Consider the following 24,066-nt stretch of genomic DNA (forward strand, 5'->3'; position numbering starts at 1 on the left):
GCGCCGGTTCCAACCTTCTACGAAACGGTGCTCACTCGGGCAGCAGGGTGGCCGGCATGGTCCCGGTGTCCCAGGCACGACCGTCGGTGGACAGCCGGGGCGGGTCGCTGAGCGTGGCGAAGCCGTTGTCGACCGCGTGCAGCGAGCCGCCCGGCCCGGCCACGACGCCGAAGTGCTCGCCGTCGAGGCTCTCCAGGTAGACGGTCTCGGAGTCGCCCCTGACCCACAGCTGCACGGAGCGGTCCGGGCGCATCAGCGCGCCGAAGGCGCGGCCGTTGAGGGCGCCGTCGTTGTTCAGCGGCGCCGGCAGCTCGATCTTCGTGCCCACCTCCTGCCAGCTCTCCCCGCCGTCGCGCGAGCGGAAGTGCCGGATGCCCTTGGCGTACCGGATGAAGGCGTGCGCCGTCGTGCCGTCCCGGCTGACCACGGTGGGCGCGTCGATGCCCGGCGGTGCGTCCAGCGTGCGGGCCAGCCAGGTCCGGCCCTGGTCCTTGCTGACCGCGACGGCCGGCGCGCCGGAGCGCAGGTCCGAGCCGGTGACCCACCAGCCGGCCGCGACCGGCAGCCCGCCCACGATCGCCCGCCGGGCCATCGGCGGCTGGTCGACGAGCAGGCTCAGCGTGCCGTCGCTCTGCCGGACGCCGAAGAGGTCGCCGTACTCCACCAGCTGCACCACCCGGTCGGCGGCGCCGAGCGCCTCACGGGTCTCCGGGCCGATGACCGGCGTGACGTCCGGGGTGGCCGACGGGTCGTCGAGGCGGAACTTGACGCTGGTGCGGGAGCCGCCGCTGACCTCCCCGCTGAGCATGAACGTCTGCGGGGCGAGCCGGACCAGGTCCACGTGGTCGACCTTGTCCAGCGCGCTCTGCCGCAGCGCGTCGGCCAGCAGCGGCCCGCCGCGCGGCGCGCCCCGCAGCACGACGACCTGCAGGTTGCACCGGCGGGCCTGCGGCACCTCGACGCAGACGTCGACCGCGGCGACCACGCCGTCGGGCAGGTCGCCGGCGGCGGCCCGGACCGTGCGGGTCGTCTCGAAGCTGCCACCGGCCGGCGGCGACACCGACGGCAGCGGCGTCCACGGCTCGCCGAGGTCGGGGTTGGGCCCGAGGGCGGCGGGCGACGGCCGGCCGAACACCCCGGCGAGCGCGACGGGCGCGAAGACGGCGAGCGTGCCGACGAGGGCGCCGACGACGGCCATCCGGTCGCGCATGCGCACCCGGCCGGCCCGGCGGTACAGCAGGCTGAAGTCCGGCATCCAGGTGGCCGCCTCGACCTGCGCCCGGAGCGAGCGGAAGTCCAGGTCAGGGCGCATCTCGCACCTCCTGGACGTCGCGTTGGGGCAGGGCCACGGGCCGGCGGCGCAGCCCGGTGCCGTCGGTGTCGGTGTCGGCGTCGCTGAGCAGCGCGGCGAGCATGGCGCGCCCCCGCGACAGGCGGGCCTTCACCGTGCCGACCGGCACGCCCAGGGCGTCGGCGACCTCGTGCACCGACATGTCGGCGAGGTGGTGCAGCACGATCGTCTCGCGGGTGGCCTGCGACAGCTGCTGCAGGGCGGCGACGAGCGCGACCCGGTTCGGGTCGACGCCGGGGACGCTCTCCACCGGACGGGCGACCCGACCGCTGCGCACCAGTGTGTCGAAGAGGCGCCGGCGGCGCCAGCGGGTCCGGGCCAGGTTCATCGCCACGGTGCGTAACCACGCCTCCGGGTCGGCGACGTCGAGGAACTGCCGCGGCCGGGCCAGGGCGCGCGCGTAGGCCTCCTGGACCAGGTCCTGGGCCTCGGCGTGGTCGCCGGTGAGCGCGTACAGCGCGGCGACGAGCCGCCGGTAGTGCGCCTCGTACGCGTCACGGACGGCTTCGCGTGCCTCGAGCTCCTCGCCCACCCGGTCACCCCCTCACCGAACAAGACTGCTGTCGCGTGCTCCCGGTTGCGCCACCGCGGTGGTGGTGCTGACAGAATGACCCGCATGTCGCCGTCCGTCAGCACCGCCCGTCCTCGGGTGCTCTCCGGGATCCAGCCCACCGCCGACTCGTTCCATCTGGGCAACTATCTCGGCGCGTTGCGCAACTGGGTGGCGATGCAGGACACGCACGACACCTTCTACTGCGTGGTCGACCTGCACGCGATCACCGCCGGGCACGACCCGGCGCTGCTGCGCCGGCGCACCCGGGTGAGCGCGGCGCAGCTGCTGGCGGTCGGGCTCGACCCCGAGCGGTGCACGCTGTTCGTGCAGAGCCACGTGCCGGAGCACGCGCAGCTGGGCTGGGTGATGGGCTGCATCACCGGCTTCGGCGAGGCCAGCCGGATGACGCAGTTCAAGGACAAGTCCCAGAAGCAGGGTGCGGACCGGTCCAGCGTCGGGCTGTTCACCTACCCGATCCTGCAGGCCGCCGACATCCTGCTGTACCAGGCGGACGCGGTGCCCGTCGGCGAGGACCAGCGCCAGCACCTGGAGCTGACCCGCGACCTGGCCCAGCGGTTCAACACGACGTTCGGCGCGACGTTCACGGTGCCGGCGCCGTACATCATCAAGGACACTGCCAAGATCACCGACCTGCAGGAGCCGACGGCCAAGATGTCGAAGTCGGCGTCGACCGCGGCCGGCCTGGTGGAGCTGCTCGAGGACCCGGCGCGGGCCGCGAAGAAGATCAAGTCGGCGGTCACCGACACCGGCCGTGAGATCATCTTCGACCCGGCGGCCAAGCCCGGCATCTCGAACCTGCTCACGATCTACTCGGCGCTGACCGGGCGCACCATCGAGGACCTCGTCGCGGCGTACGACGGCAAGGGCTACGGCGACCTCAAGAAGGACCTCGCCGAGGTCGTGGTGGAGTTCCTGCGCCCGATCCAGCAGCGCACCAACACCTACCTCGAGGACCCGTCACAGCTGGACAAGCTGCTCGCGATCGGCGCCGAGAAGGCCCGCACGGTCGCCGCCGCCACCCTGGCCACGGTCTACGACCGGATCGGGTTCCTCGCACCGGGTGCTGCGCACTGACGTGGCCGGGGCGTTGCGGACCACCATCGGCGTCGCGATCGACCTCCCCGACCCCTGGGGCAGCGAGCTCACCGCCGCCCGCCTCGCCGCGGGCGACCCGGCCGCCGCGCACGTGCCCGCGCACGTGACCCTGCTCGGCCCGACCGAGGTCGCCGCGGCCGACCTGCCCGCGATCGACCGGCACCTGGCCGAGGTCGCGCGCCGGCACGCGCCGTTCACCGTGCGGCTGCGCGGGACCGGCACCTTCCGCCCGCTGACCCAGGTGGTCTTCGTGGCGGTCGCGGCCGGCATCGGCGAGTGTGAGCGGCTGCACCGGGCCGTGCTCGACGCCGCCGAGATCCAGGCGACGGTGCCGTACCCGTACCACCCGCACGTCACCGTCGCGCACAACGTCGCCCCGGAGCGGCTCGACGCCGCGTTCGCCGACCTCGCCGGGTACGAGGCCGCGTTCCCCGTCGACGGGTTCGCGCTCTTCGAGCACGACGAGAGCGGTCGATGGCGGCCGTGCGCGCAGTACCGCCTGTCGCCGCGCCGGTCCGCCGCGGATCAGCGACGATAGAGAGGTGGGCCTGCTGGACCGGCTGGAAGCCGGTTTCGACCGGGTGGTGGCCGCCGGCCGCCGCCGCTCCCGCGCGTTCGACCACTTCTGGCGGGCGCAGGAGCGCTACTTCGACGTCGACGCCGCCCGGCTCGCCGCCGCGACCGCCTACTACGGGTTCTTCGCCGTGTTCGCGATGGTCGTCGTGGCGTTCTTCATCCTCGGCCGGGTGCTCGGCGGCAACGAGGCCGTCGTCGAGCGGGTCCAGGGCTACCTGGAGGTCAACCTGCCGCAGCTGCACTCCGACCAGATCTTCGCCGGCAGCCAGCAGATCGGGCTCATCGCGCTGGTCGGCCTGATCATCGCCGGGGTCGGCTGGGTGGAGAACCTGCGCTCGTCGCAGCGCGCGCTGTGGCACCTGCAGGAGCACCCGGGCAACGCGGTGGTGCGCTGGCTGGTGGACCTCGCCGTGCTGGTGGCGCTGGGCATGCTGCTGATCGTCTCGACCGGCATCTTCGCCGGGGTGCAGGAGCTGCTGTACTGGCTGGCCGGCGACTTCGAGCAGGACCCGGTCCGGGTGGCGCTGCGCGGCACCTCGACGCTGCTGTCCGGCATCGTGGACGTGATCCTGGGCATGGCGCTGCTGGCCGGCGTGCCGCGGCTGCGCATGTCGCTGCGCCGGCTGCTGCCCTCCGCGCTGCTGTTCGCGGTCGGGCTCGGGCTGCTCAAGACGCTCGGCAAGCTCTACATCACGCGCATCGAGACCAACCCGGCCTACCAGCTGGTCGCCGGCACGATCGGGCTGCTGCTGTACATGTACCTGCTGCACCAGCTGCTGCTGTTCGCCGCGGCGCTGGCGGCCACCGACACCCACGGGCGGGCCAAGGACCTCGCCGGGGGCGAGCCGCGCAGCGACGTGAAGGCGGCCATGCGGGCGGCCCAGCTGGTCGAGGAGGCGGCGGAGACCACCGAACGGGCGGCGGCCGCGGTACGCGCCGAGCACCCGGACGCCACCGGCGGGGACACGGCCGGAAGTGCTGCCGGGGATACGGCCGGCCCGGGGCGGGAGCCGCCCGCCAGGGGTGTGCGGCCGCGGCCGGCGGACCCGGACGCGGTGGCGGTGGCCGCCGACATGGCGCGGCGGATCGTCCCGTCCGGCGGTTCGGCGCCTGCGGAGCCGCGCGACCCGTCATGATGGGCGCCGTGGGTGCACTTGTGACTTTGGACCTGCCGGCCGACGCGCCGGCGCTGACCCTGCCGTGGATCATCACCTTCGGCCCGTTGAACGAGGACGAGGAGTGGGAGCCCGTCGTGTGCGGGCCCTACGAGCGGGCGCACGCGCTCGCCCTCGCCGAGGCCGTGGTCGCCGACGAGGAGCTGATGGCGGTGGTCGAGCCGCTGCAGCCGCACGTCACCGCCGAGCAGATCCTGGGCGACATCGCCGCCTCCCGCCTGGCGGCCGAGAACGAGGACCTGGAGACGGCGGCGCTCGACGAGGAGCTCGCCGGCTACGACGACGACCACCACGGTCATGGCCACGACCACGACCACGACCACGACGACCCCGACCACACGCACGAGGCACCGTCGATCGAGGAGATCCGCGCCGGTTTCGCCCGGATCGCGGCGAAGCTGACGGCCTAGCCTTCCCCGATCGTCCACCAGGCGGTCGTGTCCGGTGGCAGCTCGCCGGCCATCTCGTCGCTGCTCAGCAGCGGGATGGCCGGCCACTCGACGGGCACCGGCGCCGGGCCCAGGTTCGCCGCGACCCGCATGGTCTGCGTCTCGAACAGCAGCACGCCGTCGGGCGCGTCGAGCCAGCGCAGCGACGTCGCCGGCCGGCGCCGCCGCAGCGCCGCCTGGTACAGCCGCAGCATCGAGTGCGGATCCTTGCGCTGCGCCTCGACCGTCAGCGCGGCCCAGTCCGCCGGCTGCGGCAGCCACGCGCCGCCCGGGCCGAAGCCGAACGGCGGTGCGTCGCCCGACCAGGGCAGCGGCACCCGGCAGCCGTCCCGGCCGGGCTCGGCGCCGGCGGAGCGGATCCACTGCGGGTCGGTGCGCACCTCGTCCGGCAGGTCCAGCACCTCCGGCAGGCCGAGCTCCTCGCCCTGGTACAGGTAGGCGCTGCCGGGCAGGCCGAGCATCAGCAGGGCCGCCGCCCGGGCCCGCCGCACGCCGCCGAAGCGGGTCACGTGCCGGCGCCGGTCGTGGTTGGACAGCACCCAGGTCGGCGGCGCGCCGACCGCCGCCGCGGCGGCCACGGACGCGTCGATGATCCGGCGCAGGACCGCCGGGTCCCAGGGGGCCTCCAGGAAGTCGAAGTTGAACGCCTGGTGCAGCTGGCCCACCGACACGTAGCGGGCGACGCGGTCCGGGGCGGTGTCGAACACCTCGGCGACGGCCATCCGGTCACCGGGGTAGGAGTCGAGGATCCTGCGCCAGCCGCGGTGGATCTCGTGGACGCCCTCGTGGTCGAAGTACGTCACGCCGGCCAGGTCCTTGATCAGGCCGTGCGCGACGTCGACCCGGAAGCCGTCCACGCCCCGGTCCAGCCAGAAGCGCAGGATGTCGTCGAACTCCGCCCGGACGTCCGGGTTCTCCCAGTTCAGGTCCGGTTGTGCGGGGTCGAACAGGTGCAGGTACCACTGCCCGTCGGCGACCTGCGTCCAGGCGGGGCCGCCGAAGAGCGAGCGCCATCCGTTCGGCGTGTCGCGGAAGACGTACCGGTCGCGCAGGCCCTGCACGAACCACGGGTGCTGCGAGGACGTGTGGTTGGGCACGATGTCGACGATGACCCGCAGCCCGAGCCGGTGCGCCTCGGCGAGCAGGGCGTCGAAGTCGGCGAGGGTGCCGAAGACGGGGTCGACGTCGCGGTAGTCGCTGACGTCGTAGCCGCCGTCGACCATGGGGGAGCGGTAGAACGGCGAGAGCCACAGCGCGTCGACCCCGAGGTCGGCGAGGTGGCCCAGCCGCGCGGTGATGCCCGGCAGGTCGCCGACGCCGTCACCGTCGGCGTCGGCGAAGCTGCGCGGGTAGATCTGATAGATGACCGCGTGCCGCCACCATTCCACAAGGTCAACGTAGCTGTCCGTGACCGGCTCGGAGGGCGTTCAGGAACCACTGCCACCGGTGCATGGTGGCCGGGATCGGCGGCCAGCCGTTGATCACCGCCATGAGTTGCCAGTACCGCTCGGCCCGCGGGTCGACGGCGAGGGTGAGCTGGTCGACGAGCTCCTCCCGGTCGTCCGGGGTGAGCCCCCACCGGCGCAGCACGGTGTCGACCACGGCGCCGGCCTTCGGGCTGCCGGGTGTCACGCCGGCGTCCATGTGCTCGGCGACGTGGCCGGTGAACCAGTCGACGTCCGCCGCGCCGGTCGGCACCAGGCGGCGTTCGGACGGGGCGAAGCTGCGCTTGCCCATCTCCCGCAGCCGGGCCCGGAAGTCCTGCTCGCGGAGCATCTCGGCGAGCTCGATCCAGGCGTCGACCTGCGCGTCGGTGGGGTCGTCGGGCAGGTCGGGGGAGACGCTGCGCATCCGCTCGGTGAACCGCGCGGCCTCCGGGGAGTCCGCGACCTCGGCGAAGATGCTGTCGAAGAACTCCTCGACGATGCGGCGCCGCTCGTCGGTGCTCGCCTGCGCGATGCGGGTCATGCGGTCCAGCTCGGCCGGGGTCGGGTCGCGGCGGGCCACGGCGCGCAGCGCCGCCCGGCGCAGCCGCAGCACCCGGATCTGCACGCCGATCGCCTCGGCGTGCGCGGCGGCCACCGTGCCGAGGTCCTCGCCGCGGTCCAGGACCCGCTTGATGGTCGCGATGTCCAGCCCCAGCTCCCGCAGCGTCCGCACGAACTCCAGCCGGACCAGGGAGTCGTGGTCGTAGCGGCGGTAGTTGGCGCGGGAACGCTCGGCCTCCGGGACCAGGCCGACGTCGGAGTAGTACCGGATCGTCTTGACCGGCAGGCCGGACAGCCGGGACAGCTCGCCGATGTTCATGTCGCCATCGTGGACCCTCCAGCAGCGGGAGAGTCAACGAGGCGATACTTTGCGCGGGTGGAACCTTTGCGGCTCATTCTCCTCTATGCCCACCTGATCGGGTTCGCGCTGCTGCTGGGTGGCGCGGTCGCCCAGTACCTCACGGGCAAGCTGCGCATCAACGCGGCGATGCTGTGGGGTGCGACCATCCAGGTGCTGACCGGCATCGCGCTGTCCGCGCCCCTGCGCGACGGCGACGAGCCGCCGGCCGCCAAGCTCGCCGTCAAGGCGCTCATCGGGCTGGCGATCTTCGCCATGGCGTTCTTCTCGCGCAAGCGCGAGGAGGTCAACCGTGGGCATTTCCTGGCTTTGGTGGGGCTAACGCTCGTTAACGCCGCCGTTGCCGTCTTTTGGAAGTAAACCGGGTGTTACAAGATCGATCTCGCTAGGCTGGAGGGACCGCCGGCACGTCACGGCCCTATAACGCACTCCTCCCAACCCGGCAGCAAACAGCGGAACTGTCGGTCGGAGGGCGTACGCTCCCGCCGTTGGGTTACACCGCGTTGGGGCGGTGCTTTGGTGAAGGGAGACCGTCTTGCGCCGAGTGCGTGGGATGAAGGTTCTCGCGGCCGCCGCGGTGGCGATCGTCGCGTTGGGCAGCATGGCCGCTTGCGGCGATGACAAGGGCGACGAGCCGGGCAGCACGAGCAGTGGCAGCACGAAGAAGAACGTCAAGGTCGGCCTCGCGTTCGACATCGGCGGCCGGGGCGACAAGTCGTTCAACGACTCCGCCGCCGCTGGTCTCGACCGGGTCAAGACCGACCTCAACCTCGAGGTCAAGGACCTCGCTGCCGTCGCCGGTGAGAGCGAGAACGACAAGTACGCACGGCTGAAGCTGCTCTGCACGACGGGTTACAACCCGGTCATCGCGGTCGGCTTCGTCTACGACGGCGCGGACTCCAAGAACGGCCCGCTCGCCCGTGCGGCGAAGGACTGCCCGCAGACCAAGTTCGCCATCGTCGACGGCGGCACCGCCGCCGACAACGTGGCCGACCTCGTGTTCGCCGAGGAGCAGGGCTCCTTCCTGGTCGGTGCGGCCGCGGCGCTGAAGTCGAAGACCGGCACGGTCGGCTTCATCGGCGGCTGCCAGGTCGACCTGATCAAGAAGTTCGAGGCGGGCTTCGCCGCGGGCGCCAAGGCGGCCAAGGCCGACATCAAGGTGCTGACCAACTACCTGTCGACCCCGGCCGAGGCCTGCAAGGGCTTCAACGACCCGGCCGGTGGCAAGACCGCGGCGACGGGCATGTACGACCAGAAGGCCGACATCATCTACGCGGCCGCCGGCGGCTCCGGCACCGGCGTCTTCGAGGCCGCCAAGGCCAAGAACGCCCTCGCGATCGGTGTCGACTCCGACCAGTACAACACCGTGACCGACGCCTCGCTCAAGCCGGTCATCATGACGTCGATGCTCAAGCGGGTCGACAACGCGGTGTTCAACTTCGTCAAGGACTTCTCCGAGGACAAGTTCAAGGCGGGCCCGACCGTCTTCGACCTCAAGGCCGACGGTGTGGGTTACGCCACCTCCGGTGGCCAGGTCGACGACATCAAGACCAAGCTCGACGAGTTCAAGGCGGACATCGTCTCCGGCAAGATCACGGTGCCGACCAAGTAATCGCTAGCTGGACGTGAGGCGGGGGACTGCGATCCGGTCCCCCGCCATCACTCGTTGAAGGAGCATCTCGTGACCGCGGACCCACCCGCCGTCGAGCTGAAGGGGATCACCAAGCGGTTCCCCGGCGTCGTGGCGAACTCGGACGTCAACCTCACCGTCCGTAAGGGAACGATCCACGCGATCGTCGGTGAGAACGGGGCCGGCAAGTCGACCCTCATGAAGATCCTCTACGGGATGCAGCCGCCGGACGAGGGCGAGATCCTCATCGAGGGCGACCCGGTGCGGTTCTCCTCGCCGCAGGGCGCGATCAAGGTCGGCATCGGCATGGTGCACCAGCACTTCATGCTCGCCGACAACTTCACCGTCATGGAGAACGTGGTCCTCGGCGCCGAGAAGCTGCACGGCATCGGCGCCCGGGCCCGGGCCAAGATCGAGGAGATCTCCACCCGGTACGGGCTGGGCGTCGAGCCCGACGCGCTTGTCGAGGACCTCGGCGTCGGCGACCGCCAGCGGGTCGAGATCCTCAAGGTGCTCTACCGGGGCGCCCGCATCCTCATCCTCGACGAGCCGACCGCGGTGCTCGTCCCGCAGGAGGTCGACGAGCTGTTCGGCAACCTGCGCGAGCTCATCCGCGAGGGCCTCACCGTGCTGTTCATCTCGCACAAGCTCGACGAGGTCCGCGGCGTCGCCGACGACATCACCGTCATCCGGCGCGGCACGACCGTCGCCTCCGTCAAGCCCGACCAGGTCACCGCCCGCCAGCTGGCGACCCTGATGGTCGGCAGCGAGCTGCCCAGCCCCGAGGCCCGCGAGTCGACCGTCACCGACGTGCCGGTGCTCGCCGTGCGGGGGCTCACGGTCCGCGGCCCCGACGGGCGCGCGATCGTCTCCGACGCCTCGTTCACCATCCACAAGGGCGAGGTCGTCGGCATCGCCGGCGTCGAGGGCAACGGCCAGGCCGAGCTCGCCGAGGCGATCATGGGCATGCGCGCCGCGACCGGCACCGTCGAGCTCGACGGCGTGGAGATCGCCGGGTGGGACACCCGCCGGCGCCGCGAGGCCGGGCTCGGCTACATCCCGGAGGACCGGCACCGGCAGGGCCTGCTGCTCGACGCGCCGCTGTGGGAGAACCGCATCCTCGGCCACCAGACCGAGGCGCCCAACGCCCGGGGCTTCCTGATCAACGTCGGCGGCGCCCGCCGCGACACCACCCGCATCGTCGCCGAGTACGACGTGCGCACCCCCGGCATCGACGTCGCCGCGGTCGCGCTGTCCGGCGGCAACCAGCAGAAGCTCATCGTCGGCCGGGAGATGAGCCACCAGCCGAAGGTGCTCATCGCCGCCCACCCCACCCGAGGGGTGGACGTCGGCGCCCAGGCCGCGATCTGGGACCACATCCGCAACGCGCGCATCGCCGGCATGGGCGTGCTGCTCATCTCCGCCGACCTCGACGAGCTGATCGGCCTGTCCGACTCGCTGAAGGTGATCTACGGTGGTCGGCTGGTGGCCGACGCCGATCCGTCGACCGTCACCCCCGAGCAGCTCGGCGTCGCCATGACCGGCGCCACTGGTGAGGAGATCGCTCCATGACCACGGCCGCCGCCGTCGGCGCGCGGCGCATCGATGTCGGGAAGCTGTTGCCGCAGCTGATCGCACCGGTCGTCGCGCTCGTCATCGCCGCCGCGATCTCGTCGATCGCCCTGCTGATCAGCGACAAGGACCCCCTCGCCGCGTTCCAGCACATGTACGAGTTCGGCACCCAGCCCGACCAGATGGTCGAGATCCTCAACAAGGCCAGCGAGCTGTACATCGCCGCCGTCGCGGTGGCGATCGGCTTCAAGATGGGCCTGTTCAACATCGGCGTCGAGGGCCAGTCGAAGGTCGGCGCGTTCTTCGCCGGCGCCCTGGCCAGCGCGTCGTTCATGGACTGGATGCCGGGCGGGCTGCGCATCGTGCTCATCGTCGTGGTGGCGATGCTCGTCGGCGCCGCGTGGGCCTCCATCGCGGCGCTGCTCAAGACCCAGCGCGGCGTCAGCGAGGTCATCTCCACGCTGATGCTCAACGCGATCGGCGGCCTGGTCGTCACCTGGCTGCTCAACGACCACTGGGGCGTGACCGAGCCCGGCGCCCAGATCAAGACCACCGGCATCCTGCCGGAGAGCTCCTGGATGCCCGGCCTGCCGATCATCTCCGGCACCGACCAGAAGGTGCTCGGCTTCTTCGCGATCGCGGTGTTCCTCGGCGCCGCGTACTGGTTCGTGATCAACCGGACCCGCTTCGGCTTCGACCTGCGGGCCACCGGCTACAACCCCTTCGCGGCAGTCGCCAGCGGCGTCAACGCCAAGCGCATGGTGATCACCGCGATGCTGATCTCCGGCGCGGTCGCCGGCCTGGTCAACCTGCCCCGCATGCTGGGCGAGAGCCACACCTACACGGAGGGCTTCGGCGGCATCGGCTTCACCGGCATCGCCGTGGCCCTGCTCGGCCGCAACCACCCGATCGGCATGGCCCTCGGCGCGATCCTGTGGGGCTTCCTGGCCAGCTCGCAGATCATCCTCGACCTCGACGGGATCCCCAAGGAGATCATCCTGATCATGCAGGGTGTCACCGTCCTGTCGGTCGTCATCGCCTACGAGCTCGCCGCCCGCATCGGCCGGCGGGCGCAGCAACGGCGGGTGGGCGTGGCCACCGCCGCGCCCGCGCCGGTCCCCGCGGTAGTGGAGGAGTCGAAGTGAGCACCGACACGATGCTCTCGGAGGCGGCGCAGGCCGGGGCCAAACCCCGCAGCCGGCGCATGTCCACCGGCACGGTCCTGCTGATCGTCGCCGGCGCGCTGGTCGGCCTGTCCCTGGTCCACCAGCTGGCCAACGCCCCCGACGTCACCTCGCAGGGCGCGATCCAGGCGGCGCTGCAGGCGGCGGTCCCGCTGGGCCTCGCCGGTCTCGGCGGCCTCTGGGCGGAGCGGGCCGGCGTGGTCAACATCGGCCTCGAAGGGCAGATGATCCTCGGCACCTGGTTCGGCGCGTGGGGCAGCCTGGAGTTCGGCCCGTGGATCGGGCTGCTCATCGGCATCCTCGGCGGCGCCGTCGGCGGGCTCGTCCACGCCGTCGCCACGGTCACGTTCGGCGTCGACCACATCATCTCCGGCGTCGCGATGACCATCCTGGCGCCCGGCGTCGTGCGCTACCTGTCCTACATCACCTGGGGCAGCGCCGGCGCGACCCAGTCCCCGCAGGTCGTGGACCAGGTGCCGCGCATCTCGGTGCCCGGCATCAACGGCCTCAAGGGCCTGGAGGAGCACCAGTGGTTCCTGGTCAGCGACATCGCCGGGGTCCTGCGCGGCCTGCTGTACGAGGTGTCGCTGGTGACGATCCTCGCCGTGCTGCTCATCCCGCTCACCGCGTGGCTGCTGTGGAAGACCGCCTTCGGCCTGCGCGTCCGGTCCGTCGGTGAGGACCCCCGGGCGGCGGAGAGCCTCGGGCTCAACGTCTACCGCTACAAGTACTACGGTGTCGTGATCTCCGGCGCGATGGCCGGGCTCGGCGGCGTCTACCTGTCCACGGTCACCTCCGCGATCTACCGCGAGGGGCAGACCGGCGGGCGCGGCTACATCGGCCTCGCCGCGATGATCTTCGGCAACTGGCGGCCGGGCGGCCTGGCCGTCGGCGCCTCCCTGTTCGGCTACACCGACGCGCTGCAGCTGCGGCGCGGCAGCGAGTCCGTGCACGCCCTGCTCATCCTCGTCGGCGCCCTGCTGCTGGCGCTCGCGGTCTGGGAGTTCATCCGCCGCAACCGCCTCGTGGCGATCGCTTCGGCCGTCCTCGGCGTCCTGTCCTACGTATTGTTCTTCTCTGTGGACAAGATCCCGACGGCGTTGGTGCAGGCGGCGCCGTACATCACGGTGCTGGTCGTGCTGGCGCTCGCGGCGCAGCGGCTCAGACCGCCCGCCGCGGACGGCAAGCCGTACCGGCGTGGAGGCTGAGCGTGGCGGACGTTGACTGGGTGGCGCTGCGCGAGGCGGCCGTCACCGTGATGGCGCGCGCCTATGCGCCGTACTCGAAGTTCCCGGTCGGCGCGGCGGCGCTGGTCGACGACGGCCGCATCGTCGTGGGCTGCAACGTCGAGAACGCCTCCTACGGCCTCGGCCTGTGCGCCGAGTGCGGCCTGGTGTCGAACCTGCAGGTCACCGGCGGTGGGCGGCTGGTCGCGTTGGCCTGCGTCGACGGCGACGGCCGGCCGCTCATGCCGTGCGGCCGGTGCCGGCAGCTGCTGTGGGAGCACGGCGGCCCGGGCTGCCTCATCGACCACGCCGACGGCCCGCTGCCGATGTCGGCGCTGCTGCCGTACGCCTTCGACGACACCGACCTGGGGCGCTTCGCGGCGCAGCAGGCCGCGGCGGCGCCCACGGTCCCGGCGGCGCTGGCGCTGAAGGTCGGCACCGGCACCGTGTTCGTCCACCCCGACGTCGCCGACGGCCGGCAGGTGTGGACCGCGTACTGGGAGCGGTCCTCCGGCACCGCCGACGCCGAGCCGGCGGGGATCCTGGAAGAGGGGCCGACCTGGGGCTCCGCCGCCGACGCCGTCGCGTGGGGACGGATCCGCACCCCGCGGGTGATCGTGGTGGACGCCCAGGGCGGCACCAGCTGGGCCGGGGACACCCCGCGCCCGGCCGGCATCGAGCAGGACTGGAGTGGGGCATGAGCGGTCCGGAGCGCGGCTTCGGCCCAGGCGGCTGGCGCCGGAGCGCAGCGGAGGTGGGAGCATGAGCTTTGCCGCGGTTGACGTCATCCGGGCCAAGCGCGACAAGGGCGTGCTCAGCGACGCGCAGATCGACTGGGTCGTCGACGCGTACACCAAGGGCGTCGTCGCCGACGAGCAGATGTCCGCGCTCGCCATGGCGATCCTGCTCAACGGCATGACCGCCGGGGAGATCGCCCGCTGGACGGCGGCGATGATCGCCTCCGGCGAGCGGCTGGACCTGTCGGGGGTCGGCCGGCCCACCGTCGACAAGCACTCCACCGGCGGCGTCGGCGACAAGATCACGCTGCCGTTGACGCCGCTGGTGGCCGCGTGCGGCGCGGCGGTGCCGCAGCTGTCGGGCCGCGGCCTGGGCCACACCGGCGGCACCCTCGACAAGCTCGAGGCGGTCGCCGGGTTCGGCACGAAGCTGTCCAACGAGGCGTTCGTCGAGCAGCTGCGCACGGTCGGCGCCGCGATCTGCGCCGCCGGTGAGGGGCTCGCCCCCGCCGACCGCAAGCTGTACGCCCTGCGCGACGTCACCGGCACCGTCGAGGCGATCCCGCTGATCGCCAGCTCGATCATGAGCAAGAAGATCGCGGAGGGCACCGGCGCGCTGGTCCTGGACGTGAAGTTCGGCTCCGGCGCCTTCATGCGCCAGGTCGCCGACGCCCGCGAGCTGGCCCGCACCATGGTCGAGCTGGGCAAGGCGCACGGCGTCACCACCGTCGCCCTGCTCACCGACATGGAGGTCCCGCTCGGCCGGACCGTCGGGCACTCCCTGGAGGTCGAGGAGTCCCTGGAGGTCCTCGCCGGCGGCGGGCCGCAGGACGTCGTGACGCTGACCCTCGCCCTGGCCCGGGAGATGCTCGACGCCGTCGGTCTCGGCGACGTCGACCCGCAGGCGGCGATCGCCGACGGGCGGGCGATGGACTCCTGGCGTGCGCTGGTCCGTGCCCAGGGCGGTGATCCGGACGCCCCGCTGCCGGTGGCCGGCGAGGTCGAGACGATCACCGCGACCCGCGACGGGTTCGTCGCCACCATGGACGCCTACGCCGTCGGCGTGGCCGCCTGGCGCCTCGGCGCGGGCCGGGCCCGCAAGGAGGACCCGGTCAGTGCCTCGGCGGGGATCATCCTGCACCGCAAGCCCGGCGAGGCGGTCCGGACCGGCGACGTGATCATGGAGCTGCGCGCCGAGGACGCCGGCAAGCTGCCGGCGGCGCTGGACGTGGCCCGCGGGGCGGTCACGCTGTCGGACACCCCGCCTCCATCCCGACCCCTGATTCTCGACAGGATCTCCTGATGCCAGAGCTGATCACGTCCGCGACCCAGATCCCCGTCCCGGGCGGCAAGGTCATCGACGAGTACGTCGGCCGGGTCAACTCCGGCGAGTCGGCGGTGTCGATCGCCCGGATGCTCGCGCCCGGCGGCTGGACCGAACCGTTCCAGACCCCCGAGTTCGACGAGTTCACGATCGTGCTGCGCGGCACCGTCCGGGTCGAGCACGACGGCGGGCACTTCGACGTCGAGGCAGGTCAGGCCGTGGTCACCCGGGCGGGGGAACGCATCCGGTATACCACCCCGACCGCGGAAGGTGCCGAGTACGTCGCGGTGTGCCTGCCCGCGTTCGGACCCGACCTGGCCCGGAGAGACACTGCCTGATCGGGCGGCTATTGTGCGCGGGTGACCGTCACGTCGCCCGATCCGCAGCGGGTGCGGGAGGCGAGCCTCGAAGCGCTGCACCGCCTGCGACTGCCCCTGCCGCCGCCGAACTTCCCGCTGGCGTGGGAGCCGGGCGACCTGGTGGAGCTGCGTTCCGGTGAGGAGATCGAGGCCCGCGCCGCGATCCTCAACGTCGTGCTCGCCCGCGCCTTCGGCATGCCCCCGCAGCTGGCGACGCAGTGGCTGCGCGAGGCGCGGCTGGAGGAGCGGGTCACCGGGCCCGAGTGGCACTTCGTGGCCGACGGCGACGGCGACGAGCGGTCCTTCGCGCTGCACCTGGAGGCGCTGTTCGCGCTGTCCTGGCTGCTCGGCATCGCCATGGACCTGGACCCGCTGCTGCCCTCCGCCGACGGGTTGCTGGAGCGGCTGCCCAACCTGCCGCAGGGGGAGACCTTCGCGGCGTGGCGGCAGCGCACCCTGGCCGCCCCGCGCGGCGCGGACGACGCCGCCGCGCAGCTGGACCTCTACTACTGCCTGGACTGGTCGTACCTGGAGGCGGAGCGGCGGCGGCTGCCGCTGCCGGGGCAGATCGACTCCAACACCATCGGCCAGCGGCGCTGGGCGCTGGAGTGGGCGGTGGTCTTCACCGGGCCCTACCACGGTGACCCGCCCGGCTGGGAGGACGTCGACCTGTCAACCTGACCGCCAGACGCTCAGCCGCACGGCGAGCGTGGCGGTGATCGGCTCCGGCATGCCGGCCAGCGTCGCGGCGACCTTCTCCGGGTCGGTGTGCCACGCGCTCGGGCCCATGCCGACGAGCGCCGCCGCGGCGGCGCGGTCCAGCGACAGCGTCGCGCGCAGCGGGACGCTGCCGGCCGGGGTCAGCCACGGCCGCAGGCTCGCCGCGAGGCGCTCCTCCTTCGCCGGGTCGACGCCGACCATGCCCAGCGCCGCGACCAGCTCGGCGAGGTGCCCGGGGGCCGGGGTGACCACGACGACGGCGCCGCCCGGGCGCAGCACCCGCGCGAACTCCGCGCCCGAGCGCGGGGCGAAGATGTCGAGGACCACGTCGGCGGTCGCGTCGCGGACCGGCAGGCCCTGCCAGACGTCGGCGCGCACGGCGCCGACCCGCGGGTCGATCCGGGCCGCGCGGCGCAGCGCCGGCTTCGACACGTCGACCGCCAGGCCCACCCGGTGCGGGCCGAGGGCGCGGGCCAGGTACCGGCCGGTCCCGGCGCCCACCTCCAGGATCAGCCCCGCTCCCGGTACACCCGCCGCCGCCTCGGCCACCGCGTCGGACACCAGGTCGAAGTGCCCGGCGTCCAGCAGCGACTCCCGGGCCGCGACCATGTCCGCGCTGTCGCCCGTGTGCACGCCGCGCCCCACGGTCAGGTCCACATAGCCCTGCCGGGCGACGTCGAACGAGTGACCCGCGGCGCACCGCAGGACCCGGCCGGCGTCGGTGAGCGCGCCGGCACAGACCGGACACCGCAGATGTGTGATGACGGAAGGGTGCACGCTACTAGTGTCGTTCCATGGTTGCTCCTACCTACGACGAGATCCGTCGCGCGCCCAAGGCGCTGCTCCACGACCACCTCGACGGCGGCCTGCGCCCCGCCACGATCCTCGACCTCGCCGCCGGCATCGGCCACGAGCTGCCCGCCGCGACCCCGGAAGGGCTGGGCGAGTGGTTCGTCGCGGCGGCCGACTCCGGCTCGCTGGAGCGCTACCTGGAGACGTTCGCGCACACCGTCGCGGTGATGCAGACCAGGGAGGCCCTGGTCAGAGTGGCCCGGGAGTGCGCCTTGGACCTGGCCGCCGACGGCGTCGTCTACGCGGAGGTCCGGTTCGCCCCCGAGCAGCACCTCGCGCAGGGCCTGGTGCTGACGGAGGTGGTGGAGGCGGTCCTGGACGGCTTCCGCGAGGGCGCCGCGGAGGCGGCCGCGGCCGGCACCCCGATCCGGGTCGGCACGCTGCTCACCGCGATGCGGCACGCCGCCCGCTCGATGGAGATCGCCGAGCTGTCGGTGCAGTACCGCGACGCCGGCGTGGTCGGCTTCGACATCGCCGGCGCGGAGGCGGGCTACCCGCCCACCCGGCACCTCGACGCCTTCGAGTACCTCCAGCGCGAGAACTCCCATTTCACCATCCACGCCGGTGAGGCGTTCGGGCTGCCGTCGATCTGGCAGGCGATCCAGTGGTGCGGGGCGGACCGGCTCGGACACGGTGTGCGCATCGTCGACGACATCGCGGCCGACAATTCCCTCGGCCGGCTCGCCGCGTACGTGCGGGACAAGCGCATCCCCCTGGAGCTCTGCCCTTCGTCCAACGTGCAGACCGGCGCCGCCGCCTCGATCCGGGAGCACCCGATCGGGCTGCTGCGTGACCTGCGGTTCCGGGTCACCGTCAACACGGACAACCGGCTGATGAGCGGGACCTCGATGAGCCGCGAGATGGCGCTGCTGGTGGAGGCCTTCGGCTACGGCTGGTCCGAGTTGCAGTGGTTCACGGTGAACGCGATGAAAAGTGCCTTCATTCCGTTTGATGAGCGCCTGGCGCTGATCAACGACGTCATCAAGCCCGCGTATGCGAAGTTGATGTCGTAAATTTTGTCCCGATTTGTCAGTCACCATCATCTGCGTGCATCGGGTAAATCGCCCAGCGTCACCGGGCGATCGGTTGAAGCACCCAACAAACGGACAGATTTCCTGACTTGGCACATATCGACTACCGGGAGGGCTGGGCTTTCTTCTTGCGACGGGACATGGTGGAATCTCGGAGGTCTGGCCCAGTAGGGTCGGCCGGTCGCGGGTGCCTGCTGTTGCACAAGGCCCCGGTTCGGAGGGCGGTGAAGTGAGCAAACGGCCAACGACGCGGGAGCCGGTCTCGTCGCGTCTGCGTCTCCCGGTGGGCCGGCTCCGAGACCTGCCGATCTGGTCGAAGCTCGGCCTGATCATGATCGTCCCGATCATCGCGACGATCGTGGTCGGCACCAACGGCCTGGTCAACAACATCGGCGAGGCCAACGACGCCGACCGGGCCCGCACGCTGTCGGGTCTGTCGGCGCAGGCCTCGGCCCTCGTCCACGAGCTGCAGAGCGAGCGCGCCAACGCGGCGCTGCTGCTGGGCGTGCTCACGGTGCAGGGCGGCGACGTCGAGGCGCGGGCCGCCTTCGAGCGCCAGATCCAGAAGACCGAGGACGCCAGCAAGGAGTACCGGCTGACCCGGTCCGGCCTCGCCGACCCGCCGGAGGACTTCCGCAAGCAGCTCGCGTCGATCGACACGCAGCTGCTCGACCTGCCCGGCATGCGCAAGCAGATCTCCGAGGGCGGCAAGGAGATCCTCGCCAGCACCGTCGTGAGCCGCTACCGCACGCTGATCGACGACCTGCTCAGCATCCGCGACTCCGCCGCCGAGCTGTCCAACAACCCGACGCTCGGCGCCGACATGCGCGCCGCCGCGGCGATCTCCGAGATGAAGGAGCAGGTCTCCCTCGAGCGGGTCGTCGTGCTGCGCGTCCTCACCACCAAGGCGTTCACGCCGCAGCTGCGCAAGGAGTTCGACGCCGCGCTCAACGGCCAGGAACAGGCCGAGGAGCAGTTCCGCGTCGTCTCCGAGCCGTGGCACCGCGACCTCTTCGACAAGAAGATCGCCGGCTCCGACCTGCGTGAGGCCGCCAAGTTCGAGGGCCAGCTCACGCCGCTGACCACCGAGGCGCTGCCCGGCGACATCTTCACCGTCGCCGCCTGGGACAACGCCATGGTCAACAAGACCAACCTGCTGCGCGGCATCGAGACCGAGTTCGACGAGCACAACATCGAGGACGCCACCGCGCACCGCAACGACCTGCAGCGCCAGGTGCTCGTCACCGCCGGCGCCCTGCTCGGCATGCTGCTGCTGGCCATCCTCTTCGCCTGGCTCGTGGCCCGGTCGATGGCCCGCTCGCTGCGGGAGCTGCGCCACGGCGCGCTCACCGTCGCGCAGTACGGGCTGCCCCAGGCCGTGCAGCGGCTGCGCGACCCGGCGCTGGCCAACCAGATGTCACCGCACCAGCTCGCGCTGCAGATCGCCGAGCCACTACCGGTCCGCAGCCGCGACGAGTTCGGCCAGGTCGCCGAGGCGTTCAACGCCGTGCACCTGGAGGCCGTGCGCACCGCCGCCGAGCAGGCCGCCCTGCGGGCCAGCGTCGCGACGATGTTCGTCAACCTCGCCCGCCGCTCCCAGATCCTGGTCGACCGGCTCATCGGCCACCTCGACCGGCTGGAGCGCGGCGAGGAGGACCCGGACCGGCTGGCCGAGCTCTTCCAGCTCGACCACCTCGCCACCCGGATGCGCCGCAACGACGAGAACCTCCTGGTCCTCGCCGGCGCCGACTCGACCCGCATCCAGCGCGAGCCCGCCCCGCTCATGGACGTGCTCCGCGCCGCGCAGTCCGAGGTCGAGCACTACACGCGCATCGAGTTCGGCATGATCGACCGGGACATCGAGATCGCGGCCCACGCGGTCAACGACATGGTCCACCTGGTCGCCGAGCTGCTCGACAACGCGACCGCCTTCTCCCCGCCGGACTCGGCGGTCATCGTGGAGGCCCGCCGCGTCGGCGACCGCGCCGTCCTGCTCGTCGAGGACCACGGCATCGGCGTCTCGCCCGAGCAGCTCAACGAGCTCAACGAGCGCCTCGCCAACCCGCCCATGGTCGACGTGGCCGTCTCCCGCATGATGGGTCTGGTCGTGGTCGCCCGGCTGGCCGCCCGGCACGGTGTCAAGGTCGAGCTGCGGGCCGCGCGGGAGCGCGGCACCATCGCCGACATGACGCTGCCCGCCGGGGTCCTGGTGCCGCGGGCGCTGTCCGGCCGCGCCAACGCCGGCATGCCGACCGCGGGCATGCCCGCCGTCGGACCCAACGACGTCGTCCAGGCCCGGCCGATCCCGTCGACGCCCGCCCCGCGCTCCCCGCTCGCCTCGCCGCTGGCGCTGGAGAGCGGCCCCGTGCCGGCCGGCACCGGCGGCAACGGCGGCGGCCCGCGCTTCGGCACGCTCACCAGCAGTGGCCTCTTCGGCGCCGGCCCGCACACCGGCGAGCGGCCCACGGTCAACGGCTTCGCCAACGGCGCCCCGCCCCGCCGCGAGATCCCTCCCGCGGCCAACGGGCAGCCGCCGTACGGTGGCCCCAGCGCCTTCAACGACGGCGGCGGCGGCTTCGGCAAGGGCTCCTCCGGCCCCGCTCCGCGCGACGGCTTCGGCGGACACGGGCCCGGCCCGCGCGACGCCGGCCCCCGCGATGCCGGGCCCGGTCCGCGCGACGCCGGTCCCGGCCCGCGCGACGGTGGCTTCGCCGGCCGCCCGCCGGCCGGCGCCGGACCCGCCCGCAGCCTGCCCGCCTGGTCCGACCTGACCGGCGTCAGCGGCAACGACGACCGTGGCCGGCAGACGCCCGGCGACCTCAACCCGCTGCCGCAGCGCCGCGCCAACGAGAACTGGACCGTCGAGGGCGAGGTCGCCGAGGACGAGGTCAGCGGCCAGATCCCGCGCCAGCGGCCCGAGGCTCCGGGCCCGCGTGCCTACGACGCCCCCGCGGCGTACGCGGCCGGCGGACCGCCCCCGGCCGCGGCGGCACCGCCCGCCTGGCCGCCGGTGTCCGGGCAGCCCGGCGAGGCGCAGCCCGACCGGTATGCGGCGGCCGCCTCGCAGCAGGCGCAGGCCCAGGCGGAGGCGTACCCGCCGGTCGACATGACGGCGGAGATCCCACGGGTCCGGCTCGACTGGGACCCCGCGGCCTCCGACAGCGACGCCGGCGACTCCCGCCAGCGCTTCGTCGACGAGACGATGGAGCTGCCGATCTTCCGCGAGCTGGAGTCGGCCTGGTTCCAGACCACGAGCAAGCGCCCGACCTTCGACGACGAGCCCGTCGCCGCCGCCCCGCCCGCCCCCGCGGCGGCGCCGGCACCGGCGTCCAACGGCGCCTCGACGCGACCGGTCGAGGTCACCTACAGCGACACCGCATACGTGCCTCCGCAGCGTTTTGAAACCCGGGTTCCGGGTGAAACCTCGCGAGGTTCGGCCGACCGGACATCCGGCGGTTCGGCGGTAAACTGGCAGACTGCGGCAGACGAAGGATGGCAGGCGGCCGCCGCACTCGCCGAGGCTCAGGAATTTGCGATGACCGACACGGGTTTGCCTAAACGCGTGCCGCAGGCGCAACTGGTCCCCGGCGGGGTGGAGAAGAACCCCGCCACGGTGCACCGGCGCACGCCGGAGTCCGTGCGTGGTCTGTTGTCCGCGTATCACCGAGGCGTTCAGCGCGGCCGGACCCGGTCCGACGACTCGAAAACCCCGGAGCCCACTTCGGCCGGGCCTCAAAACTCGCAGGTTGGCAAGGAGCAAGAGGCATGACATCTACGCAGGATCTCGGTTGGCTGCTCGCCAACTTCGCAGACCGAGTGCCGGGCGTCGCCCACGCGGTAGCCGTCTCGGCAGACGGTCTGCTGTTGGCCGCCTCTCGTGACCTGCCGCGCGACCGTGGCGACCAGCTCGCCGCGATCGCCTCCGGTTTGGTGAGCCTCACGCAGGGCGCCTCCCGCTGCTTCGAGGGCGGCGCGGTGCTGCAGACCGTCGTCGAGATGGACAACGGCTTCCTCTTCCTCATGTCGATCTCCGACGGCTCGTCGTTCGCGGTCCTCGCGGCCCGGGCGTGTGACGTCGGTCAGGTCGGCTACGAGATGGCGCTGCTGGTCGACCGGGTCGGTGACGCACTGACGCCGCCACCCCGGCCGACCGCATCGATGCTCGGCTGAAGCTGAACTAGGTGACAGAGCTCTACGCATTAGCTGTTGACGCATTAGCTGTTGACGAGGCCCGACGAGTGAGGAGGTGAACGGCGAACATGGCCGAGCGCGATGAACCAACCGGCGCGTTGGTCAGGCCGTACGCCGTCACCCGAGGTCGCACCCGGCCCAAGCTGGATATTGCGATCGAGGCGCTGGTCGAGACCACCGTGCGTGGTCGAGCGGCCAACTCTCGGCCGGGCGGTGCTCACGGGCAAGAACAGCAATACATTTCCACGCTTTGCGACGGTCGCTTGCAGTCTCTCGCTGAGATCGCGGCGCGCATGCAGCTTCCGCTGGGTGTGGCGCGGGTCATCGTGGCGGACATGGCTGCCGACGGACTCGTCGCGGTGTACGAGCCGACCTCGCTCGACGAAAACGAGTCGGTGGGCACAGAACTGCTTGAGAGGGTGCTGAGTGGACTTCGGAGGCTCTGACGTGGCAGTCCGCCCAGGGCGGGTCACGTCAGCGAAGATCGTCATCGCCGGAGGTTTCGGCGTGGGCAAGACCACACTGGTCGGCTCGGTCTCGGAGATCACACCGCTGACCACCGAGGCCATCATGACCTCCGCCGGCGTCGGTGTGGACGACACCCGCAATGTGCCCGGCAAGACGACGACCACGGTCGCGATGGACTTCGGTCGTATCTCGATCGACCGTGACCTGATCTTGTACCTGTTCGGCACCCCGGGCCAGACCCGCTTCTGGTTCATGTGGGACGAGCTGGTCCGCGGCGCCATCGGCGCTGTCGTCATGGTGGACACCCGGCGTCTCGCCGACTGTTTCGCCGCGATCGACTTCTTCGAGCACCGCCGGCTGCCGTACCTGGTCGCCATCAACTGCTTCGACGGCGTCCAGTACCACAACGCCGACGACGTCCGCGAGGCGCTCGCCATCTCCGGCGACGTCCCGGTCGTCTCCTGCGACGCCCGCTCCCGCGAGTCGACGAAGAACGTGCTCATCTCCCTGGTCGAGTACGTCCTCTCGATGCGCCGCACCCGGGCCACCGCCCCCGCCTGACACCCCCTGGCACGACACCCCTCTCTCGCACGTCCCACGCGCGCACCGCGTCCGCCTCCTCAGCAGGGCGGACCCGGTGCGCGCGTCCGTTTACCCGGCACCCTCGGCAGCGGCCGACCCGCGCATGCTCGCTGTGCCCGACCCCGCTGGTCCGGGCCGCGCGTCGGCGGCGTGGCCAGGGCTCGGGCGCGCGTCGGCGGCGTGGCCAGGGGCCCGGGCGCGCGTCGGCGGCGTGGCAAGGGCTCGGACGCGCGTCGGCGGCGCGGCGCGACCGCGCTGCGACCAGGGCTCGGCTCGGCGGGATCGGGGCTCCCCGCATGGAGGTGCCATGTCGCGCCCGGTCAAGATCGGCCGGGGCCGCCTCAGCGCCTCCGCTCACGGCCCTGCCTGCACCCCGGCGGCCCCCGCTCCCAGCCCGCCCCCACTGTGACGCAGCCTGGTCCTCGTACGGGCGGTCTGGAGCCCCGCCGGCCCACCGGCTCGTCCGGGCCGCGCGACGAGACCATCCCGGCGCGCTCCAGCGTCAGAGCCGCCCGACGGTGAAACCCACAGAGATCCAGCACCGTCCGTCAGCGCTGTAAGGCCGCTGAACGCCAAATCACCTTCAATGACTCCTCCGACACGTACCAGGGCCGCAACGGCCAC

Annotated in this window: 23 protein-coding genes; 18 read left to right on the forward strand and 5 right to left on the reverse strand. The window is 72.2% G+C overall.

The features are described 5' to 3' along the window. Positions 1-31: 31 nt before the first annotated feature. Both OP18_RS08930 and OP18_RS08935 read right to left on the reverse strand, forming a co-directional pair. The gene (locus tag OP18_RS08930) at positions 32-1,312 is read right to left on the reverse strand and encodes a sialidase family protein (RefSeq protein WP_033358321.1); all 1,281 of its coding nucleotides are present in this window, start codon (positions 1,310-1,312) and stop codon (positions 32-34) included. After that, positions 1,302-1,883, reverse strand: coding sequence for an RNA polymerase sigma factor (locus OP18_RS08935; RefSeq protein ID WP_052386425.1), 582 nt, complete (start codon positions 1,881-1,883; stop codon positions 1,302-1,304). Before OP18_RS08935 ends, OP18_RS08930 begins: the two co-directional genes overlap by 11 nt. Positions 1,884-1,958: 75 nt before the next feature. Between OP18_RS08935 and trpS the strand changes: the two genes are divergently transcribed. From trpS to OP18_RS56910, 4 genes are read left to right on the forward strand one after another with little or no spacing between them, the layout of a single operon-like run. Further along, positions 1,959-2,999: a tryptophan--tRNA ligase gene (gene trpS, locus OP18_RS08940; RefSeq protein ID WP_081970579.1), complete on the forward strand. Its 1,041-nt coding sequence runs from the start codon at positions 1,959-1,961 to the stop codon at positions 2,997-2,999. Further along, the gene (locus OP18_RS08945; protein ID WP_245635309.1) at positions 2,986-3,558 is read left to right on the forward strand and encodes a 2'-5' RNA ligase family protein; all 573 of its coding nucleotides are present in this window, start codon (positions 2,986-2,988) and stop codon (positions 3,556-3,558) included. Before trpS ends, OP18_RS08945 begins: the two co-directional genes overlap by 14 nt. A 4-nt stretch (positions 3,559-3,562) precedes the next feature. Beyond that, complete coding sequence (locus OP18_RS08950; protein WP_052386427.1) at positions 3,563-4,732, forward strand: YihY/virulence factor BrkB family protein; 1,170 nt, start codon at positions 3,563-3,565, stop codon at positions 4,730-4,732. 8 nt (positions 4,733-4,740) lie between these two features. Beyond that, positions 4,741-5,181, forward strand: coding sequence for a hypothetical protein (locus OP18_RS56910; protein WP_033358598.1), 441 nt, complete (start codon positions 4,741-4,743; stop codon positions 5,179-5,181). On the opposite strand, the gene OP18_RS08960 is transcribed toward OP18_RS56910, so the two are convergent. Beyond that, entirely contained in the window at positions 5,178-6,608 is a 1,431-nt protein-coding gene (locus OP18_RS08960) for a glycoside hydrolase family 13 protein (protein WP_033358323.1), read from the reverse strand. The two genes, OP18_RS56910 and OP18_RS08960, sit on opposite strands and share 4 nt — an antisense overlap. A 4-nt stretch (positions 6,609-6,612) precedes the next feature. Continuing rightward, a complete protein-coding gene (locus OP18_RS08965) occupies positions 6,613-7,527 on the reverse strand; it encodes a MerR family transcriptional regulator (RefSeq protein ID WP_033358324.1) in 915 nt (304 codons plus the stop codon). 57 nt (positions 7,528-7,584) lie between these two features. Here OP18_RS08965 and OP18_RS08970 point away from each other — a divergent pair, with 57 nt between their 5' ends. From OP18_RS08970 to OP18_RS09010, 9 genes are all read left to right on the forward strand, one after another. Beyond that, entirely contained in the window at positions 7,585-7,926 is a 342-nt protein-coding gene (locus tag OP18_RS08970; RefSeq protein ID WP_033358325.1) for a hypothetical protein, read from the forward strand. Between the two features lie 193 nt (positions 7,927-8,119). Beyond that, on the forward strand, positions 8,120-9,178 hold the full coding sequence (locus OP18_RS08975; protein WP_033358326.1) for a BMP family lipoprotein: 1,059 nt from the start codon (positions 8,120-8,122) through the stop codon (positions 9,176-9,178). Between the two features lie 69 nt (positions 9,179-9,247). Then, positions 9,248-10,768 carry an ABC transporter ATP-binding protein gene (locus tag OP18_RS08980; protein ID WP_033358327.1) on the forward strand — a complete coding sequence of 507 codons (1,521 nt, stop codon included), beginning with the start codon at positions 9,248-9,250 and terminating at the stop codon, positions 10,766-10,768. Then, positions 10,765-11,913: an ABC transporter permease gene (locus OP18_RS08985; RefSeq protein ID WP_033358328.1), complete on the forward strand. Its 1,149-nt coding sequence runs from the start codon at positions 10,765-10,767 to the stop codon at positions 11,911-11,913. The genes OP18_RS08980 and OP18_RS08985 overlap by 4 nt, the downstream gene beginning before the upstream one ends. Beyond that, positions 11,910-13,160 (forward strand): ABC transporter permease, encoded by a 1,251-nt coding sequence (locus tag OP18_RS08990; protein WP_211273481.1) that lies wholly within the window; start codon positions 11,910-11,912, stop codon positions 13,158-13,160. Before OP18_RS08985 ends, OP18_RS08990 begins: the two co-directional genes overlap by 4 nt. Positions 13,161-13,162: 2 nt before the next feature. Then, positions 13,163-13,879 carry a cytidine deaminase gene (locus OP18_RS08995; RefSeq protein ID WP_033358329.1) on the forward strand — a complete coding sequence of 239 codons (717 nt, stop codon included), beginning with the start codon at positions 13,163-13,165 and terminating at the stop codon, positions 13,877-13,879. A gap of 61 nt (positions 13,880-13,940) precedes the next feature. Continuing rightward, on the forward strand, positions 13,941-15,218 hold the full coding sequence (locus OP18_RS09000; RefSeq protein WP_033358330.1) for a thymidine phosphorylase: 1,278 nt from the start codon (positions 13,941-13,943) through the stop codon (positions 15,216-15,218). Beyond that, positions 15,218-15,577, forward strand: coding sequence for a cupin domain-containing protein (locus OP18_RS09005; protein ID WP_033358331.1), 360 nt, complete (start codon positions 15,218-15,220; stop codon positions 15,575-15,577). The genes OP18_RS09000 and OP18_RS09005 overlap by 1 nt, the downstream gene beginning before the upstream one ends. Positions 15,578-15,598: 21 nt before the next feature. After that, positions 15,599-16,279 (forward strand): DUF4272 domain-containing protein, encoded by a 681-nt coding sequence (locus OP18_RS09010; protein WP_033358332.1) that lies wholly within the window; start codon positions 15,599-15,601, stop codon positions 16,277-16,279. On the opposite strand, the gene OP18_RS09015 is transcribed toward OP18_RS09010, so the two are convergent. Further along, on the reverse strand, positions 16,271-17,095 hold the full coding sequence (locus tag OP18_RS09015) for a putative RNA methyltransferase (protein ID WP_033358333.1): 825 nt from the start codon (positions 17,093-17,095) through the stop codon (positions 16,271-16,273). The two genes, OP18_RS09010 and OP18_RS09015, sit on opposite strands and share 9 nt — an antisense overlap. A gap of 17 nt (positions 17,096-17,112) precedes the next feature. On the opposite strand from OP18_RS09015, the gene OP18_RS09020 reads away from it, so the two are divergent. The 5 genes from OP18_RS09020 (at position 17,113) to OP18_RS09040 (ending at position 23,421) form a co-directional block, all read left to right on the forward strand. Continuing rightward, on the forward strand, positions 17,113-18,183 hold the full coding sequence (locus OP18_RS09020) for an adenosine deaminase (RefSeq protein WP_033358334.1): 1,071 nt from the start codon (positions 17,113-17,115) through the stop codon (positions 18,181-18,183). 301 nt (positions 18,184-18,484) lie between these two features. Further along, positions 18,485-21,970: a sensor histidine kinase gene (locus OP18_RS09025; RefSeq protein ID WP_245635310.1), complete on the forward strand. Its 3,486-nt coding sequence runs from the start codon at positions 18,485-18,487 to the stop codon at positions 21,968-21,970. After that, entirely contained in the window at positions 21,967-22,371 is a 405-nt protein-coding gene (locus tag OP18_RS09030; protein ID WP_033358336.1) for a roadblock/LC7 domain-containing protein, read from the forward strand. The genes OP18_RS09025 and OP18_RS09030 overlap by 4 nt, the downstream gene beginning before the upstream one ends. Before the next feature lie 89 nt (positions 22,372-22,460). Beyond that, the gene (locus tag OP18_RS09035) at positions 22,461-22,838 is read left to right on the forward strand and encodes a DUF742 domain-containing protein (RefSeq protein WP_033358337.1); all 378 of its coding nucleotides are present in this window, start codon (positions 22,461-22,463) and stop codon (positions 22,836-22,838) included. Next, entirely contained in the window at positions 22,819-23,421 is a 603-nt protein-coding gene (locus tag OP18_RS09040) for a GTP-binding protein (RefSeq protein WP_156089383.1), read from the forward strand. Before OP18_RS09035 ends, OP18_RS09040 begins: the two co-directional genes overlap by 20 nt. Positions 23,422-24,066: the final 645 nt, after the last annotated feature.

Source organism: Dactylosporangium aurantiacum (assembly GCF_000716715.1).
Lineage (GTDB): Bacteria > Actinomycetota > Actinomycetes > Mycobacteriales > Micromonosporaceae > Dactylosporangium > Dactylosporangium aurantiacum.

Excerpts from the sequence above, each read along its gene's own strand:
- OP18_RS09020 (WP_033358334.1), top strand. The coding sequence starts at position 17,113 with ATGGTTGCTCCTACCTACGACGAGATCCGTCGCGCGCCCAAGGCGCTG.
- OP18_RS09035 (WP_033358337.1), top strand. The coding sequence starts at position 22,461 with ATGGCCGAGCGCGATGAACCAACCGGCGCGTTGGTCAGGCCGTACGCC.
- OP18_RS09000 (WP_033358330.1), top strand. The coding sequence starts at position 13,941 with ATGAGCTTTGCCGCGGTTGACGTCATCCGGGCCAAGCGCGACAAGGGC.
- OP18_RS08965 (WP_033358324.1), bottom strand. The coding sequence starts at position 7,527 with ATGAACATCGGCGAGCTGTCCCGGCTGTCCGGCCTGCCGGTCAAGACG.
- OP18_RS09030 (WP_033358336.1), top strand. The coding sequence starts at position 21,967 with ATGACATCTACGCAGGATCTCGGTTGGCTGCTCGCCAACTTCGCAGAC.
- OP18_RS09005 (WP_033358331.1), top strand. The coding sequence starts at position 15,218 with ATGCCAGAGCTGATCACGTCCGCGACCCAGATCCCCGTCCCGGGCGGC.
- trpS (WP_081970579.1), top strand. The coding sequence starts at position 1,959 with ATGACCCGCATGTCGCCGTCCGTCAGCACCGCCCGTCCTCGGGTGCTC.
- OP18_RS08975 (WP_033358326.1), top strand. The coding sequence starts at position 8,120 with ATGAAGGTTCTCGCGGCCGCCGCGGTGGCGATCGTCGCGTTGGGCAGC.
- OP18_RS08930 (WP_033358321.1), bottom strand. The coding sequence starts at position 1,312 with ATGCGCCCTGACCTGGACTTCCGCTCGCTCCGGGCGCAGGTCGAGGCG.
- OP18_RS08985 (WP_033358328.1), top strand. The coding sequence starts at position 10,765 with ATGACCACGGCCGCCGCCGTCGGCGCGCGGCGCATCGATGTCGGGAAG.